This is a genomic window from Billgrantia sp. Q4P2, from assembly GCF_052806135.1.
The window spans coordinates 262,705-279,396 of the sequence record NZ_JBRBAI010000003.1 but is presented as its reverse complement, the minus strand read 5'-3'; the positions used below and the strand labels follow the sequence as shown (position 1 = coordinate 279,396).

At 60.3% G+C, this 16,692-nt stretch carries 17 protein-coding genes; 7 read left to right on the top strand and 10 right to left on the bottom strand.

Features of this window, described 5'->3' with window-relative positions:
- Window positions 1-2 precede the first annotated feature (2 nt).
- Window positions 3-1,919, top strand: coding sequence for an acetyl-CoA hydrolase/transferase C-terminal domain-containing protein (locus ACUY1T_RS06785; RefSeq protein ID WP_446021249.1), 1,917 nt, complete (start codon window positions 3-5; stop codon window positions 1,917-1,919).
- Between the two features lie 78 nt (window positions 1,920-1,997).
- On the opposite strand, the gene ACUY1T_RS06780 is transcribed toward ACUY1T_RS06785, so the two are convergent.
- Window positions 1,998-2,297: a hypothetical protein gene (locus tag ACUY1T_RS06780; protein ID WP_446021247.1), complete on the bottom strand. Its 300-nt coding sequence runs from the start codon at window positions 2,295-2,297 to the stop codon at window positions 1,998-2,000.
- Window positions 2,298-2,699: 402 nt separating this feature from the next.
- A complete protein-coding gene (locus ACUY1T_RS06775; RefSeq protein ID WP_446021245.1) occupies window positions 2,700-3,941 on the bottom strand; it encodes an NAD(P)/FAD-dependent oxidoreductase in 1,242 nt (413 codons plus the stop codon).
- A 406-nt stretch (window positions 3,942-4,347) separates the two neighbouring features.
- Between ACUY1T_RS06775 and ACUY1T_RS06770 the strand changes: the two genes are divergently transcribed.
- A complete protein-coding gene (locus tag ACUY1T_RS06770) occupies window positions 4,348-5,103 on the top strand; it encodes a TIGR01458 family HAD-type hydrolase (protein ID WP_446021244.1) in 756 nt (251 codons plus the stop codon).
- A 169-nt stretch (window positions 5,104-5,272) separates the two neighbouring features.
- Here the strand turns inward: ACUY1T_RS06770 and ACUY1T_RS06765 are convergent, their stop codons facing one another.
- Window positions 5,273-5,833, bottom strand: a complete 561-nt coding sequence (locus tag ACUY1T_RS06765) for an HD domain-containing protein (RefSeq protein WP_446021242.1) — start codon at window positions 5,831-5,833, stop codon at window positions 5,273-5,275.
- Between the two features lie 183 nt (window positions 5,834-6,016).
- Here ACUY1T_RS06765 and vapB point away from each other — a divergent pair, with 183 nt between their 5' ends.
- Both vapB and ACUY1T_RS06755 read left to right on the top strand, forming a co-directional pair.
- A complete protein-coding gene (vapB, locus tag ACUY1T_RS06760) occupies window positions 6,017-6,283 on the top strand; it encodes a type II toxin-antitoxin system VapB family antitoxin (protein WP_446021240.1) in 267 nt (88 codons plus the stop codon).
- Complete coding sequence (locus tag ACUY1T_RS06755; protein ID WP_446021238.1) at window positions 6,280-6,693, top strand: type II toxin-antitoxin system VapC family toxin; 414 nt, start codon at window positions 6,280-6,282, stop codon at window positions 6,691-6,693. Before vapB ends, ACUY1T_RS06755 begins: the two co-directional genes overlap by 4 nt.
- A 71-nt stretch (window positions 6,694-6,764) precedes the next feature.
- Here ACUY1T_RS06755 and ACUY1T_RS06750 read toward each other — a convergent pair whose 3' ends face one another.
- Window positions 6,765-6,941, bottom strand: coding sequence for a DUF1289 domain-containing protein (locus ACUY1T_RS06750; RefSeq protein ID WP_446021236.1), 177 nt, complete (start codon window positions 6,939-6,941; stop codon window positions 6,765-6,767).
- A complete protein-coding gene (locus tag ACUY1T_RS06745) occupies window positions 6,942-7,307 on the bottom strand; it encodes a hypothetical protein (RefSeq protein ID WP_446021234.1) in 366 nt (121 codons plus the stop codon).
- Window positions 7,308-7,761: 454 nt separating this feature from the next.
- On the opposite strand from ACUY1T_RS06745, the gene ACUY1T_RS06740 reads away from it, so the two are divergent.
- On the top strand, window positions 7,762-9,708 hold the full coding sequence (locus ACUY1T_RS06740; protein WP_446021232.1) for a sensor domain-containing diguanylate cyclase: 1,947 nt from the start codon (window positions 7,762-7,764) through the stop codon (window positions 9,706-9,708).
- A 128-nt stretch (window positions 9,709-9,836) separates the two neighbouring features.
- On the opposite strand, the gene ACUY1T_RS06735 is transcribed toward ACUY1T_RS06740, so the two are convergent.
- The 3 genes from ACUY1T_RS06735 to ACUY1T_RS06725 all read right to left on the bottom strand — a co-directional run bounded on the left by ACUY1T_RS06735 (window position 9,837) and on the right by ACUY1T_RS06725 (window position 11,182).
- Window positions 9,837-10,244, bottom strand: coding sequence for a hypothetical protein (locus ACUY1T_RS06735; RefSeq protein WP_446021605.1), 408 nt, complete (start codon window positions 10,242-10,244; stop codon window positions 9,837-9,839).
- A 186-nt stretch (window positions 10,245-10,430) separates the two neighbouring features.
- Complete coding sequence (locus tag ACUY1T_RS06730; RefSeq protein ID WP_446021230.1) at window positions 10,431-10,634, bottom strand: cold-shock protein; 204 nt, start codon at window positions 10,632-10,634, stop codon at window positions 10,431-10,433.
- A 179-nt stretch (window positions 10,635-10,813) separates the two neighbouring features.
- Complete coding sequence (locus ACUY1T_RS06725) at window positions 10,814-11,182, bottom strand: winged helix-turn-helix transcriptional regulator (protein WP_446021229.1); 369 nt, start codon at window positions 11,180-11,182, stop codon at window positions 10,814-10,816.
- A 148-nt stretch (window positions 11,183-11,330) separates the two neighbouring features.
- Between ACUY1T_RS06725 and ACUY1T_RS06720 the strand changes: the two genes are divergently transcribed.
- Window positions 11,331-11,942 carry an NAD(P)-dependent oxidoreductase gene (locus ACUY1T_RS06720; RefSeq protein ID WP_446021227.1) on the top strand — a complete coding sequence of 204 codons (612 nt, stop codon included), beginning with the start codon at window positions 11,331-11,333 and terminating at the stop codon, window positions 11,940-11,942.
- Between the two features lie 225 nt (window positions 11,943-12,167).
- Window positions 12,168-13,901, top strand: coding sequence for a mechanosensitive ion channel family protein (locus ACUY1T_RS06715; RefSeq protein ID WP_446021225.1), 1,734 nt, complete (start codon window positions 12,168-12,170; stop codon window positions 13,899-13,901).
- A 182-nt stretch (window positions 13,902-14,083) separates the two neighbouring features.
- Here ACUY1T_RS06715 and ACUY1T_RS06710 read toward each other — a convergent pair whose 3' ends face one another.
- Together ACUY1T_RS06710 and ACUY1T_RS06705 are read right to left on the bottom strand one after the other, a co-directional pair.
- Window positions 14,084-14,467: a hypothetical protein gene (locus tag ACUY1T_RS06710; protein WP_446021223.1), complete on the bottom strand. Its 384-nt coding sequence runs from the start codon at window positions 14,465-14,467 to the stop codon at window positions 14,084-14,086.
- A 286-nt stretch (window positions 14,468-14,753) separates the two neighbouring features.
- Window positions 14,754-16,529 carry a 7TM diverse intracellular signaling domain-containing protein gene (locus ACUY1T_RS06705; protein ID WP_446021221.1) on the bottom strand — a complete coding sequence of 592 codons (1,776 nt, stop codon included), beginning with the start codon at window positions 16,527-16,529 and terminating at the stop codon, window positions 14,754-14,756.
- Window positions 16,530-16,692 lie beyond the last annotated feature (163 nt).

Below are 16,692 nucleotides of genomic sequence, written 5' to 3'. Positions count from 1 at the left end.
GCGTGGATCAGGTCGTCGATCGCGTGGGCAAGAACATAGTGTTGGGGCTGCCGCTGGGGTTGGGTAAACCCCTGCGTTTTGTGAATGCCCTCTATGCCCGTGCCCAGCGCGACCCGACGATCAAGCTGCATATCGTCACCGCTCTCTCCTTGCTGGCACCGGCGAGCGGCTCCTCCCTGGAGCGGCGTTTCCTGGGGCCTTTTGTCGAGCGCCTGTACGGCGATATCCCCGAGCTGGCCTATGCCCGGGATGCCCAGGCCAACCGCCTGCCGGACAATGTCACCGTGTCGGAATTCTTCTTCCAGGCCGGCAACCTGAAGAACAATGCCGACCAGCAGCGCCGCTATATCTGCACCAACTACACCCACGCGCTGCGCGATTTAATGGCCCAGGGCATCAATGTGATCGGTCAGTTGGTGGCGCCCGATGAGCGGGGCGAGACGGTGAGCCTGAGCTGCAACCCGGACCTGACCCTGGATCTGTTGCCCCGGCTGCGTGCGCAGCCCTATGCCACCGTTTGTGTCGCGGAAACCAATCGGCACCTACCGTATATGGGCAATGACGCGGCGGTGGCGCGTACCGAGTTTGACCTGCTGTTGGAAAAACCGGCTACCGACTACCCGCTGTTCAGCGCGCCCCAGACGCCCATCTCGTTGGCAGATCACCTGATCGGCTTCTACGCCAGCTGTTTGCTGAAGGATGCCGGCACGCTACAAATCGGTATCGGCTCCCTGGGGGCGGCGCTGGTGCACAGCACCCTGTTGCGCCAGCAGGACAATGCCCATTGGCAAGCGATTTACCGGGACCTGCAGGTGGCCCAGCGGTTTCCGGTGGCCGAGCAGTGGGGCGACACCCAGCCCTTCAGCCAGGGGCTTTATGGCTGCAGCGAGATGATGGTGGATGGCTTTGTCTACCTGATGGAAGGCGGGGTGCTCAAGCGCCAGGTCTTTGCGGACGCCGACTTTCAGGAAGCGATCAACCGGGGCGAGATCGACCCCGAGAGCAGCGACCACCCCAGCGCGGCCAAGGGGGTAGCGATGCACGGCGGTTTTTATCTGGGGCCACGGCGTTTCTACGACAAGCTGCACGCGCTGTCCGACGCCGAGCGCGCGCGCATCAACATGACCAGCGTCGGCTACATCAATGATCTCTACGATCACCGCTTCGGAGATCAGCGGCTCAAGGTGGCCCAGCGCCAGCACGCGCGGTTTATCAACTCTGCCATGCTGTGCACGCTCGATGGGGCGGTGGTCTCCGACGGCCTGGAAGATGGCCGGGTGATCAGTGGGGTGGGCGGGCAGTACAATTTTGTCGCCATGGCCCACGAGCTGAGCGGGGCGCGCTCGATCATTACCTTGCGCAGTACCCGCGAGAGCGACGGCGAAACCCGCTCCAACATTCTGTTCAGCTATGGCCACTGCACCATACCCCGCCACCTGCGCGATATCGTGGTGACCGAATACGGTATTGCCGATTTGCTCGGTCGGACTGATGAGCAGGTCTACCTGGCGTTGATCGCCATTGCCGATGCGCGTTTTCAGCCCGAGCTGCTGGCGCAGGCCAAGGACGCCGGCAAGGTGGCCGCCGACTTCGAGATTCCCGCGCACTGGCAGGACAATACCCCGCAGCGATTGGCGCAGCAGTTTGAGCGGATGGGGGGCGAGCAGCTCTTTCCCCGTTTTCCGTTCGGCACCGACTTCACCGACGACGAGCTGGCTCTGGGCAAGGCCCTCAAGCAGCTCAAGGCGCGCACCGCCACACGGCGCGGCAAGCTGAAAGCCCTGCTGGGTGCACTGGGCGCGGGCCAAGCCAACGACGCTGAACGGTCGTTGCTGGCCCGGCTCGAGCTGGATAAGCCCACCGGCTGGAACGAGCACCTGGAGCGGCGGCTGGTGCTGCAGGTGCTGCGATCGGGCTAGTGGGGCGGGATCATTCCGGGTGGCGGTGTTGCTTTTCTAGCCTTCTGCTAGCGATTGCCGCTGGAGGATTGGCTCCGTTCAGCCGCGCAGCTTGCGCACGTTCGAATGGGTCTTCGTGCTGTATGGCTTCAGCGCTGCCGCGGTGATCTTTGCGGGATCGGCGCCGCTTGCCATCGCCACTGCCGCTCGCTCGGTCGCCGTGGCGTAAATCGTCGCTTTTTCCATCATCATGCTCATGGCATCGGGCACGCTCATGGTGCCGCTGGCCATCATCATGCTGCGGCGGGCGATCACCTCACCGGAAGAAATCAGCATCTGGTTGTAGGACGATGCGATCTTCATCCATGCGAACATCATGTTCATCGGGTTGTTCGACATTTGTCTGGTACTCCTCGAAATTTAGGTCTTAGATCTGGTGCTTGTTCATGGGGATTGCCCTTGGAGATTGCTCCTGTGGATAGCGGTATCCACGCTGAGCCTAGCCATGAAGCCATCGGGACTCAGAGTTAGAGCCACACTAAACTGGCCTACGACCTGTGTCGGTGCGCTGGCCCACATTCACCAATCGGTTGTTTTCCGACCTTTCATGGTGGCTGGCCTTGCCAGATGATTGCTGGTCTATCTCGGGCGCAACTGGCCTGGCCCGGTGCACCGTTGGCGTACCAGCTTGCCGAGTTCTTCGCTGTGGCAAATGGGGGTGCCAGGTGGGCAGGGGAGTTGTAGGTAGGCATCAAAAAAGCGGATACCCTAAGGGCACCCGCTTTCGTCATGACCTCTCCTTCAGAAGCGATCGACGCGGAACGGGGCCATATCCACCGCGGGTTCTTCGCCATCCATCATCTGGGCGAGCAGCTCGCCGGTGGCCGGGCCCAGGGTAAAGCCCTGATGGCCGTGGCCGAAGGCGAGCCACAGCCCCGCCTTGTCGGGGGCCGGGCCGATCACCGGTTTCATGTCGGGCAGGCAGGGGCGTGCGCCTTTCCAGGGCTGGCTGTCGCGACGCTTGCCCAGCGGGAAGAGCTTGCGTGCTACCTTCTCGGCGGCGGCCAGCTGCTTGTACTGGGGCGGCGATTCCAGGTCGGCAAGCTCGGCGCCGGTGGTCAGGCGAATCCCGGCGCGCATCGGTTCGAGCAGGAAGCCCTTTTCGGCATCCATCACCCAGTGGTTGAGCTTGGCTTCCCCTTCGGCGGAGTAGTGCATGTGGTAGCCGCGCTTCACGAACAGCGGCACTTTCATGCCCAGCCTCCTCAGCAGTTCTCCGGCCCAGGGCCCCAGGGCCACCACCACCTCCTCTGCCTCCAGGGCTCCCTCGCTGGTCTGAACTCGCCAGCCGTCCTCACCCTGGGTCACGTCCTCGACGCTGGCCTGCATCACCCGGCCACCCTGTTCGGCAAAGCTGCGGGCGTAGGCCTGCACCAGGCCGCCCGGGTCCGAGACCATCCAGGGCTGCGTCCAGTGGATCGCTCCGATCAGCCCCTTGCCCAGATGCGGCTCCTTGGCGTAGAGCGCATCGGCGTCCAGCACCTCATACTCGACCCCAAAGCGCTCGTGGTTTTCCTGGGCTTCTTTCTGGCGCTCCTCCAACTCCTTTTGAGTGCGGTAAAGCTCCAGCCAGCCGCCCTTGCGCACCAGCGCCTCGGCGCCGGCGGCCTCGATCATCGGCGCGTGGGCATCCTGGCAGCGCATGATCAGCGACGCCCACTCGTTTACGATGCGCTCGTAGCGCTTACCGCTCGAGTTCAGCCAGTAGTCCAACAGCGGGCCCGCCGCGCTCAGCATGCCGGTGGGGCGGTAGCGGATGTCCACCTGGCGGTTGGGCACCACTCGCAGCAGGGTACCGATATCGCGGGGGAAGGCGTAGGGGCGAACCGCCTCGCGCTGTATGATGCCGGCATTGCCGAAGGAGGTCTCGAGCCCCGGCTCGCGGCGGTCCACCAGCGTGACGTCATGACCACGACGCACCAGATGCCAGGCCACTGAAACGCCGACCATGCCGGCACCAAGAACGATGATATTGCGGGCCATGAAGGTCTCCCTGCCGATGAATACGGAAAGCTCCGCCGTGGGCAGAGCCTGTCATGGGCGGAGTTTATCAGCACTTCCCAGAAAATCTGCTACCTGCTGATAATTAAGATTATTGCTCTAACTTTTGTATATAAAGCGGAATTTTTGTTCGCAGACAGAGTGATGAATGGAATTATTTGCGTATCTTTCTCCTGGCCTGCGTTCGATACGAGTCAAGCAGCGAGCCGCTAGCTGTCGAGTACGTTCCGCTCTCGCGCGACTGACCGGAACGGCATCGCCAGCGTGGATGGACAGCGCTGCGCGGACTAGGCTTTGTCTGAAAAGGCGACGAGCGTAGGCAGTTTACGGACAGAAGCCTAGCCTCAATGTAGTCAATTCTGCTGAGAAATGACGAGGAGAGACGCCGATGCTGAAGGCGGTCTTGCTCGACATCAGTGGTGTGCTGAGCGAGGACGGCGAGGCCTTGCCCGGCGCCGTGGACGCGGTGGCGCGGCTGCAGTCCAGCGGCCTGGCGCTACGTTTTCTGACCAATACCTCGCGCAAGACCTCGGCCGCTGTGTGTGAAGAGCTGCAGCGACTGGGCTTCGCCCCGGCGCCCGGGCAGGTGTTCACCGCACCGGTGGCCATCCGTCGCTATCTTGAGCGTAGTGGCCTTCGTCCCTACTTGCTGATTCATGAGCGGCTCGAGCCCGAGTTTGCCGACATGCCTCGTGAAGAGCCCAATGCGGTGGTGCTCGGCGATGCCGAGCAGCGCCTGGACTATGCCCACCTCGACGAGGCCTTCCGGCTGCTGCTGGAGGGAGCGCCGTTGCTCGCCGTGGGCACCAACCGCTACTTTCGCCATTCGGGCACCCTGCACCTGGATGCGGGCCCCTTCGTGCGCGCCCTGGAATACGCCGCCGGCATCGAGGCAAAGGTGCTGGGAAAACCCGCGAGCGATTTCTTTCATGCCGTACTCGACGAGATCGGCGTGGCACCCGGTGAGGCGCTGATGGTGGGCGATGACGTGGAGTGCGACGTGGTCGCCGCCATGGAGCTCGGCCTGCAGGCCTGCCTGATTCGCTCAGGCAAGTATCGCCCGCGGGATGAGGCGCGGGCGCCGCAGGCACGCTGCGAGGAGAGCCTGGCCGAGCTGGTCGATGCGTTGCTGGAGACGCGCTAGTCGTGGTTGCCACCTCTCCAACAGCACTTGCTCCAGGTATGATCCCGGTGTCTCGCAACGTAGTAGTTACCGCTCGGTAATTTTCATGGCGATGAAGACTTGAGTGAAGGAACAAATTACCGATCGGTAACTCCTGGCCGTATCCATGGGATCGGTCGACTGTCGCTGGTTATCGCGCAGCGCCGCGGATCTTATCCTCGCCTTCCGTCAATACGCTCCATGCCTGGCGCCTCAGCGCCTCGTCGCCCGCTGTCATCACTTCCAGCAGCCGGCGCTTCTCGGCCAGGTAGACCCGGGCGAAGCCACGGTCCCGCGCGACGATGCTGGTGGTGTTGTCGATCAGGTCGGCATACTTGATGGTCTGCGCCTCCGGGGAAACCTGGGCCAGCCTGTCACGCTCCAGCGCCTTGCGGTGAGCGCGGTTGCCGATTTCCGGATCGATGAATTGATCCGTCAGCTCCAGGACCAGGACGGCCACTCGTTCGCCGAAGCACGCCTCGATATCCAGCGCCGTCACGGCGGTATCCTCGAGCACGTCGTGCAGGTGGGCGGCGGCGATCATCTCCGCTGTCGCCGCCTCCACGGCCGCCACCATCTCGGCGACGGTGGCCGGGTGCTGCCAGTAGGGCTCGCCGGTGTACTTGCGCCGCTGCCCCACGGCTTGATGGGCGGCCCGGCTGAACAGCGCCGCCCGTTCGATCATGTCGTTCATTTGGGTAACGGCCTGCATTTAACATTCCCCATCAGGATGCCAGATATCTCTTGGCCTTGGGCCTCTCACGTAGGGGCAACATTGATAGGTGCTGCGTTGGCGTGCTCCAAGTAACGCGCCGCTAGCTCGGCTTGGGCCGGTAGGCAGGTGTCCGATTCATCGTTTGCATAGGTCTTGCATATGCGTGGCGCGGATACTATAGTGCCCTATGCAAAGCATATGCCCGGGGTGAGAAAAATGCGTACCGTGTCAATATTCAAGAACGGCAAGAATCAGGCAGTCCGACTGCCCGCCGACATGGCCTATGAAGGCATTAGAGAGCTGGAAATCACGCGGGAGGGAGATGTCATCACCCTTCGCCCTGTTCGGCCTTCCTGGGCGTCTCTGCATGATCTGCCGAAAGCCGATGACGACTTCCTGCAAGAACGGCCAACAGTCGTGGGCGATGAAGGTAGGTTCCATCTGTGACGACCTACATGCTCGATACATGCATTTGCTCATTCATCATGCGTGAGCACCCAGCATCGGTGATCCAGCGTCTGGCCACTGAAGTTGAGAAGGGCAACCGGATAGTCGTTTCTGCCATCACTTACGCCGAGATGCGTTATGGCCAAATTGGCAAGAAGGCATCAGCCAAGCACAAGATGTTGGTCGATGAGTTCGTGATGCGTCTTGATGCCGTATTGGCGTGGGATCAGCCAGCCGTGGATGCGACGGTGGTGGTGATGAGCGAGCTGGCTAGCGCTGGGACACCCATCGGACCTAACGACACGGCGATAGCAGGACACGCCATTGCCTCTGGCTGTACGTTGGTTACCAACAATGTTCGTGAATTCGGCCGTATCAAAGCCTTGGTTTACGAAGACTGGTGCCATTGACGGCCTTTCGTTGCGCATCGCCGGAAGGCGATACGCTTAAAGGTTAGGGGCGTTCTTCCGTTCAGGCTGCCTCAATCCCGCGGGAGCTTCTTCAAGCGCTCCTCGGCGCGCTTCACCGTTTTCATCTTTTCCGGCCGCTTCATGGCTTTCCACTGGCGAATCTCTTCCACCGTGCGGCCGCAGCCGATACATAGATCGCCTTTCAGCTGGCATACCGAGACACACGGGCTTTCGATCTTTTTCGCCATTCAATGCCTCGTTGGCTTGGTGCGTAGCCGACGTTGCCAGTCACCGCCGTGCTCGCGCCGGCACGCTTCTTCGCTGTCGAAATCGAGATGTCGCGAGACGTCGCCGATATCGAGGCCGGCCTCGGCCAGTGCCTCGGCGGTCAGGTCGGCGATACAGCGCCGGGCATCGCCCTTGAGTGCATTCGCCAGGTTGGAGTGGGTATCGAACACCCAGGTCACTACCAGGCTCTCGGGAAAGCGCTGGTAATCGACCTCGTGGGTCAGCCAGCAAAAGCCGGGCAGTAGAGGCTTGGCCTGCTCACAGGCATGGGACAGTGAAGCGACCAGTCGTCGCTCCATCTTGCCGCGTTCTCGCTTGGCAATCATTGCGTCTCCAAAACGTTTAGCCTGCCACGGGGAGCAATCCCGCGAAACCCTTGTCGCTACCGAAGGCCAGCCATGCGCCATTGGGCGACCAGGCCATGGTCGTGGACGGCGCCGTCTCCCGGCGGCTTTCGGTTCACCAGCGAAGACCAGAGCTACCTGCCGCCTTCTCTCGTAATAGGCATGGGGTGAGACAGCGTCGAATCAAGCGCTCGCTCCTCGCATGCTTCTCGGCCGCTCATCTGGCCGGCAAGGCAGCACTCGGCCACCAGTTTGGGCGGATCGCAAGGCCGAAAAACGAACGATTCTCCGACTGGTCTGTTACAACCGTTTAGATTGATTATACTTGGCCGCGAAGCGGCAGGGCGCCTTGGGCTGATGGGGCGGTTATTCAACTTAAGGGGATTTAATTCTCCGCCAGTTTGACACTTCCATAGGCCAAAAATAAGAAGGGTAGATGATGAAAGCCAAATGGCCTGGGGGGCTGGCTACAGCAACCCTGCTCAACATGGGTGTGCGAATTACCATCGTTATTATCGTTACAGCCTACCTTAGCTATCTACATATTATCAGTAACCTTGAGCAGCAAACGCTGAACAAGCTGCAAAAGTATATTAAGGAAAGAGCGCTTAAGGAATCTTCGGTTTTTATCCTTGCTCAGGATAATCACCGCGTGTTTAGTGAAAGCTTCCTTGAGCTCTGGCCCATGCGTCGGGATGTCCCTGCCGAACCAAGATTTTCCCAATTGTTCGAATCAAATTCCGATGGCACCGCCCATCTAGTACAAGCCGCTTTTAATGGAATGCCGCGTCAGCACAGTACAGGCAGCAGCTATATGGGAGAAAGCCGATGGATAAGTGGTTTTGTCGGCCTTGACACTCCAATTCAGGACAACCGATTCCAGAATCGTCTATTGCTGGCTTACGACCTCGTGGATCGCTTTGCCGAAGGCTGGGCAAACCGTTTTGCCAACACCTATGTCTCTTTTCCAGAAGGAGTAAACATCGTTTACTGGCCTCATCTCAACTGGGCGCAAGGTGCCACGGCCGATTTGGATATCCCCAGCGAAGAATGGGTTTATATCGCCAGCAAGGAAAACAACCCGACACGGGAGTCGGTCTGGACCGGACTCTACTATGACCAAACCGCCGATGAATGGATGGTTTCATGCGAAACGCCGGTCGATGGGCCTGACGGTCAACATCTGATCAACGTTGGTCACGATATTCTTCTCAACGACGTCTTTCAACGTGTATTCGACGACCATCTGGAAGGTGCTCACAATTTCATTTTTCGTCAGGATGGTCGCTTGATTGCCCATCCTAATTTCGTTGATGAGATCGAAGAAAGCGAAGGCTTGGTTAATATCCAAGACATCGGTAGCGAGTCTCTTCGGCATCAGTATCAAGCCATCATGCAATCGATGCGGGCGCACGGTGAGGAACCACAAATTATCGATGAAAACCGTTATTCCAACGCCTTTGTCGCTGTGGCTCCCATTGCCGGCCCTGGTTGGTTCTTTGTCACGGTTTATCCCAAAGCACTACTCTCGACTCCAGCTAAGCACGCAGCAGAGTTCATCTTGATGCTAGGTGTGATTTCACTTGTTGTTGAGCTTGTCATGCTATATCTGGTGCTGAGAGAGAAAGTTACACGACCATTGCAGCGTTTGGAAACGGCCTCTGGCCTGGTCAGTCAGGGTGAATATCATGGTTTAAAAGAAGTTCTGGCTAAGAATTTGAAACTCCAGCGTGATGATGAGATGGGAGAACTCTCCAGAGCCTTCATCCATATGGCTAATCGTATCCATGGTTATAGGCAGACATTGGAAGATAAAATTAAAGCCCGTACCCAAGAGCTGGAATTGGCAAGACGCGCTGCCGAAGAGCTAGCACGTACTGATCCTCTTACTGGCCTAGGTAACCGCCGTGCCTTTTTCGAGTTGGGTAACTATGCAATAGAAAATTCGAAGCGCAACGGCCAATGTTTGAGTGTAGTGATGCTCGATATCGATTTGTTCAAAAATATTAACGATACTTATGGGCACGCAGTCGGTGATCAAGTGCTGCTTGCTCTAGCCAGTGTGTTGAAAAAATCGCTAAGAGCCTCCGACCTTGTGGCCCGCCTTGGTGGAGAAGAGTTTGGCCTGCTTTTACCTGGCTGCGATTTACAAGAGAGTTTTGAAATGGCCGATAAGTTGCGGGCCCACCTGAAGAAAATTAACGTTCCTGCTGGTGAAAAAAATATCACTTTTTCCGCAAGTTTTGGGGTCGCCCAAGTCTCAGCCGATTTTCAGAGTCTGGAAAGTCTCTTAAAAGAAGCTGACATTGCACTCTATGAAGCCAAAAAATCGGGGCGGGACTGTGTCAAAGCTAAGGTGACCCTGCCTGGTTGTCATTCATGACGGTTCGGGGCGGTGCTCTACGAGCCTACGCTGTGCGGTGCTCCGGAGCTCGCTATGTCGTCAGCAGCAAGCCGCCCGCGACAATCGAGTGGGAGTGATTCAAACGGCGTAGGCTCGTAAGGTCGAAGTCAGTTCAGGGCGTCGATGACGGCTTCGGCCATGTACAGATCCTGAATGGATAGGCCGGAACTGTCGAAAACCGTGATTTCATCCGACTCCCTGCGTCCCTGAACCCGGCCGGAGAGCACCTCGCCGATGGCGATCAGTTCGGCCCCGCTCGGCGCGTGCTGAAATTCCCCGATGCGGCGCGATTGCTCGGGCAGGTCGCAGAACAGGCGCGCCCGTGGGAACAGGTCGGGCGGCAGTTCCTGCTTGCCGGTGGCATCCGAACCCATGGTCAAGACATGGGTGCCGGGCGGAACCCATCCCGCGTGAAAGAGCGGCGCGGTTGCCGTGGTCGCGGTGGCAATGATGTCGGCGGCGAGACAGGCAGGTTCGCCCTCGGCGGCTTCGGCTGGCAGGCCTTGCGCGCGTATATGAAGACCGCAATCTCCTCGCCGGAGTGGGTGGTCAATCGGTGAATATCGGCAAGTGCACGTTGGAGCCGTTAGCGGCGTTGGCAGATTACCCGGATTTTTCCGCCGATCCCAAAACGCAACAAGGCCCGCCTAGGCGGGCCTTGGTATCGAACCGGGGAGGTTCGAAAACTCGTGACCGTTAGGTCAGGCGAGTTTGATGTTCGAAGCCTGGAGGCCTTTCTTACCCTGGGTCACGTCGAAAGAGACGGCTTGACCTTCCTGCAGGGATTTGAAGCCTTCCGATTGGATCTCGGAAAAGTGGGCAAAGACATCGTCACTGCCATCGGCCGGAGTAATGAAGCCGAAGCCTTTGGAGTCGTTGAACCACTTGACTGTTCCAGTCGTCATAATATGTTCCTTCGCGCTGTCGCGCCTTGCAATGTTCCTGGTGTTACCCAGATGTTGTAGCGGGTAAAACAAAGGAAAAGATGCAGGGCTGCCGAAAGAATCGAACGCTACTGAAACTATGCCGCTTGCTTACCAACTGAGACCACGGTGTCATGCTTTGGTATCGCGGGTCAAAGGCTTTATTTTTTATTTTTTCGCCTCCGCGCTTCGGCAATGGTGCGATGGTGGGTGTCGGCCCAGGTCACCAGGGCTTGCATCGGTTCGAGGAAGGAGTGGCCGAGTTCGGTGAGGTCGTACTCCACACGCGGCGGCACTTCCGGATAGACCGTGCGGGTAATGAAGCCATCCTGCTCCAGGTGCTTGAGCGTACGCGAGAGCATCTGCTTGGAGATGTCGCCGATCTCGCGCATCAGTTCGTTGAAGCGCCTGGTGCCGGGCTGAAGGGTCAGCAGTACGAGGACGCTCCATTGATCGCCGATGCGGTCGAGTACGTCGCGAATGGGGCAGGGTGAGTCGAGTTCGACGATCTCGGGTTGTTGTTGAGGCATGGCGGGCTCCTGGGCGCTCATGGGTCATCGCGGTGTGACCGGGTCGCACGGCGGTGACTTCTTGCGGAGGGATGAGAAGTACCATAGTTTGCCGCCTAGGTCTATTTGTTAGACCTGGTCTCAAATTCAAGCCAAGGAAAACTTAGTCATGGCAAACGTCGCTCTCATCGGTGCTTCCGGCAACGCCGGCTCTCGTATCCTCGCGGAACTCTCCGAGCGCAGTCATATGGTGACTGCCATCGCTCGCCATCCTGAAAGAATTGCCAAGCTGCCTGGGGTCATGGTCCGCCATGGGGATGTCCACGACCGGGCGGGGTTGGCCGATTTGCTGCGCGGCCACGATGCGGTGATCAGCTCGGTGCATTTCGCTGCCAGCGATGCCGAGGCGCTGATCGGTGCGGTGCGCGACTCGGGTGTGAAGCGCTACCTGGTGGTGGGCGGCGCCGGCAGCCTGGAAGTCGCGCCCGGCCAGCGCTTCATCGACCAGCCGGACTTTCCGGCCGAGTACAAGGGCGAAGCGAGCGCAGGCGTGGTTTTTCTCGAGCGCCTGAGAACCGTCGAGGACCTCGACTGGACCTTCCTGTCACCCCCGGCGCTGTTCGTGCCTGGTGAGCGTACCGGCAACTTCCGCCTCGGCAAGGATGCGCTGCTGAGCAATGAGAACGGTTCCAGCATCTCGTTCGAAGACTACGCCATCGCCCTGATCGACGAGCTCGAGCGCCCTGCCCACATACGCCAGCGCTTCACCGTGGGTTACTGATTCCAGCGTTCTACACGCCGCACCACCCAAGATTGGAGTCGTCATCTATCGCTTCGCCCGGGAAACCCCGCACCGGTTCCGGACTGGACGAAGCGGTAGCCGGTAAGCTGTACTTCGACCAGCCCATGATCCGGGTAGCCTGGTGTCAGGCTCAGGTCCGTTGGGCCCTGAACGGAGCTGCCAGAGGGAAATGGCAGCAGGTACGCTCAAATCGGGAAGAGATGTATGAAACCAATCGGCTCATGCCTCCTTTGGGTAGCGTTGGCAGTGGCACTCACGTTTTCCAGCTTGGGTGTGGCGCAGGAGGAGGAGGAGAGCGAGGAGAGGGAGCAGTGGTTCTCTGTCGATTCGCTCAACGCTGGGCTGGGCGAGGTGCCCGAAGAGGTCAAGCGGCTGACGCCGCGCGATGCAATCCGTAGCTTTCTAGCGCTTGCCAAGGAGCAGGACTTCGCTGCTGCCGCTCACGTACTCAACCTTTCCGAGCTTGACGAGGCAGAGCAGCAGCAGCGGGGAGCCCAGTTGGCCATGCAGTTGGCCGAGGTGCTCAGGCGTGGTGAGTGGCTCAACGTTTCCAACCTTTCCGGGCGCCAGGATGCTGCCATCGAGGATCCCTCGGGCCAGCATCCCATGACCGGCCAGCCACGCCGGGACATCGAGCTGGCGTCGCTCACGCTCGATGGCGAAGCCTACGACATTCGCCTGGGCCGATATCGGATGGACGACGAGGAGCCGGTCTGGCTGGTGACCCCGGACAGCGTGGCGACCATCCCTACGCTCTACGAAGCTTACGGCCCCTCGCTGCTGGAGGAGTACATCCCGGATCGCTTCAAAACCTCGCTAGGCTGGCTCGAACTCTGGGAGTGGATCGCCATTCCGCTGTTCCTGCTGGCCATCGGCCTGGTGGGCTGGGGCGTCCATGGCCTGGTCGGGCTGCTGGCGCACTGGTTCCCCTCCGGCTGGCCGAGCATCTTCGCCGGCAGGATCGGCGGGCCCATGGCGCTGCTGGTCATGGCGTTCACGGCCCAGGCAGTTCTCGACTACTTGGTCTCCTTCACCGCCGTGGCGACCACGTTCATCCGTGTACTGCTGATGATCCTGATCGCCTGGGGGGTGGGCACGATTGCGCTGCGCCTGGTGGATACCATTTTGCTCAAGGTAACGCGGCGCATCGTCGGTGAGATCGACGACACCAAGCCCAAGGACGAGCGCAAGCTGCTGACCACGCTCTACGCCTTGCGCCGGGTCATCATCCTGATCACGGTCGTTGCCGTTTCCGTCTATGTGCTGAGCCAGATCCAGCTGTTCGAGACGCTGGGGTTGTCCCTGCTGGCGTCGGCCAGCGTGCTGGCGGTGCTGGTGGGTATCGCGGGCCAGGCGGTGCTGGGCAATATCCTCTCCTCGTTCCAGGTATCGTTGGCCAAGCCCATACGCATCGGCGACCTGGTGATGTTCGAAGGGCAGTGGTGCTATGTGGAAGGCATCTTCTACACCTTCATTCGGCTGAGAAGCTGGGATGAGCGGCGCCTGATCGTGCCGGTGACGTATTTCGTCTCCAAGCCCTTCGAGAACCTGTCGGTGAAGAGCGCCAAGATGTACCGGACGCTGGAGCTGATCGTCCATCTGAGCGCTGACATCCAGGTCATCAGGGAGAAGTTCCTGGAGTATGCCAAGGAGGAGGATAACGTCGTCGAGCACCACAAGCTCTCGTGCTATGTGACGGGGCAGACCGAGAGAGCCCAGACGGTCGCCTGCTACCTCATGGCCTCCGACCCCTTCGCCGGCTGGGTGGCGGAAATGAATATCCGCGAGAAGCTGCTGGCCTTCATCCGCGATAACCATCCCGAGTGGTGGCCGCGGGAGGTAGTGGTGCTCAGCCATCACGATATCGCCAAGGGCGAGCAGCCAGGTTCCCGCCCACCCCCTCATGAGGCAACGCCGGGTGGCGACGGGGAAGGCTGATGCCTCCTCTCGACATCCCGACGCTTCGGCACCTCGTGAGGGTCTCGTCGGCAGCCATTAATGACAGATACGACAGGGCCCGACATTGTGAACTGCACCCCGAAGGTTGGATCGGGTGTCCAACTATTGGGGGCCAGTTCAGTGCCGGGCCCATGGGAACTGCGTTGATTCCTCCTTCCTATTTAGGTCTCATCCTCTTCTTCGCCTAGGGAACTATCGGTATCGCTCGGGTCGGGCTCTTCGCCTCCCTGCGTGCCTTCACCTCCCTCTACACCAGGTGCGCCCGGGTCGCTGCTCACGTCGTCCGAGCCATCGCCGTTGCCTTCCAGCTCCATTCCGTTGCCGTTTTCCTCTTCCCATTTGGTGCCTTGCTTGGCATCCGCTCCAGCCGACCCGGAAGAGCCCGCTGTGCCGGAAGCGCCTTCCGTCATGGTGGAGGTACCGCTTTTCTCGCCGGAGGCATCCGTATACTTGTCACTACCGGCCGACCAGGCGAAGGGACTGGCAGCCAGGCCCATCGTCACCCCCAATACGCCGATTCGCTTGAGTACGTCGCGCGACAACATGGCATTACTCCTTGGACATCTTGTCCATATGCGAGCAGCCCCTACTCGTGGTGGCCGCTCCGCTCCTTTTGCCCGTGGCCTGGATGGTCGAGGCCACGATTGCCGCCGTCCCGTTCCTGGATTCTCCTGCCCGAATTACGACGGTGGCCATGAAATGGTCAAGGGTCTTGGTGAGGCCAGGAGGAGACGGTCCTTGAAGCATAGACCGCCGACAGAAGTTGCAGTGTTGGAAATTGAAAGCGTGGGTGTGAGTTCGAGACCCCGGCTGACCTGGCCGCCTCGTCAGCTAGGCCCTTCCCGTCTCGGCCGCGCGGGAGGCGGCTTTGTCTCGGTACATGGCGTCATCGGCCAGGGTGAACAGGGTGTCCAGGTCCTGGGTGTCATCCGGATAGAGGGCGATGCCGATGCTCAGGCTCACGGTGACCTCGAGGCCGTCTTCCATCTCGATGGGGGAGCGGCAGCAAGCCATCAGCTTGCGCTGGATCTTCTCCCGATCCTCCGGCGCCAGGCTCTCCAGCAGCAGCACGAATTCGTCGCCGCCCACCCGGGCCACGGTGTCGGTTCGCCGCGCAGTGGCCTGCAATCGCTGCGCCAGCTCTACGAGTACCCGGTCGCCGGAGGCATGGCCCAAGGTGTCGTTGATGGGTTTGAAGCCGTTGAGGTCTACCACCGCCATGGCCAGATGGCCGCCGTGGCGATCCACCCGGGCACGGGCTTCCAGGAGCCGCTCGTTCAATAGCTTGCGGTTGGCCAGGCCGGTGAGCACATCGTGGTTGGCCTGGCGCTCGAGCAGTTCGTGGCTTTGCTGGAGCAGGCGGTTGGCTTCCTCTAGGCGCTGGGTGCGCTCGGCGATCCTTGCCTCGAGCACTTGTTCGTTCTGCCGTCCCATTTCCAACATGCGTTGTCGGGTTGTCAGGGCTTCCGCCTGGGCGATGTCCTTCTGATGCTGCAGGTCGTGGATGCGGTCGGCCAGCGCCAGGGAGAGCAGCAGCATTTCCAGGGACGAGCCGATCATCATGGCATTGGTGACCCACAGATTGCTGGGCAGGATGCCGAGGTTATGCAGGATGTAGACCAGTACTCCCAGCAGCAGGCAGAACCAGGCCAGTACGAAGAAGCGGGCCCCCGGCTCGCGTCGGTAGAGGCTGACGCTGCCCATGCCCAGGGCGGCCGCCACGAACACCAGCGAGATGAGGTTTACGGCCAGGGTGGCCAGGTGATAGGACACCAGCAGTGAACAGAGAAAGGTCAGGCCATAGGCCAGGCTGAGACTCGGCATCAGCCACGACAAGCGCAGCTTGCGAGCTGTGCTGGCCAGGAAGCGCTGCACGAAAAGCCCACCGAACAGGCCGGCCAGGGTGACCCCACCGATCGGTGATAGGTTCGCCAGCCAGGCATTGCTTGGCCACAGGAACTGACTGGCCAAGCCGGACAGGCCGGCCTGTCCGATACCCAGGAAGCCGACGAAGCCCACGTAGGTCAGGTAGAGGGGATCACGCAGGGAGAGGAACAGGAAGAGGTTGTAGATGAACAGGCTGAGCAACAGCCCGTAATAGAGGCCCAGGACCATGTAGTGATGCTGGTCGCTCTGCCACAGGGCATCCGGTTGCCAGAGCGTCATGGGTACGGTCAGGGTGCCCTCGGAGCGGACTCGCATCAGCAGGATATAGCGGGTGGCCGGGGCCAGGTCCAGGACGAACAGGGGGTTGCGATGGGGCAGGGCGCGCTGGGTGAAGGGTTGCCGGTCGCCGTCATGGTATCGGCTGAAAGCGCCGCCTTCCTGGGCCAGATAGAGGTCGATATGGTCCAGGGAGGCGTGGCCAACTTCCAGTAACCAGCGCCGGGGCAGCGTCTCGGCGGTTTCCAGGGTGATCTGCAGCCAGAGTTCGTCTCGGGTCAGGCCGAAATTCAAGGCGCTGGTGGCATCCTCGGCTACGCGCTCGAAGCGCCCCTCGGCGAATCGCGCCTGTGCTTCCTCCAGGCTTAGCGGTTCGCCGGCATGGCGATGGATGAGAGCGCCATCCTGCAGCTGCAGGGAGCGATGGTCAGCGGTTACCTTCACCGTATCATTCGCGGCAGCTGGCTCGCAGATTCCGAGTAGTAGAATTAGGATGCCCAGCAGCCATCGATTCACCATGCACCCATCACTCCATCCTGCTTTACTGCCGTCAACTTGCGAGCCAGTGCCATCAGCCCCTGCTTTAGTCGGAAGTATACCGGAGCCT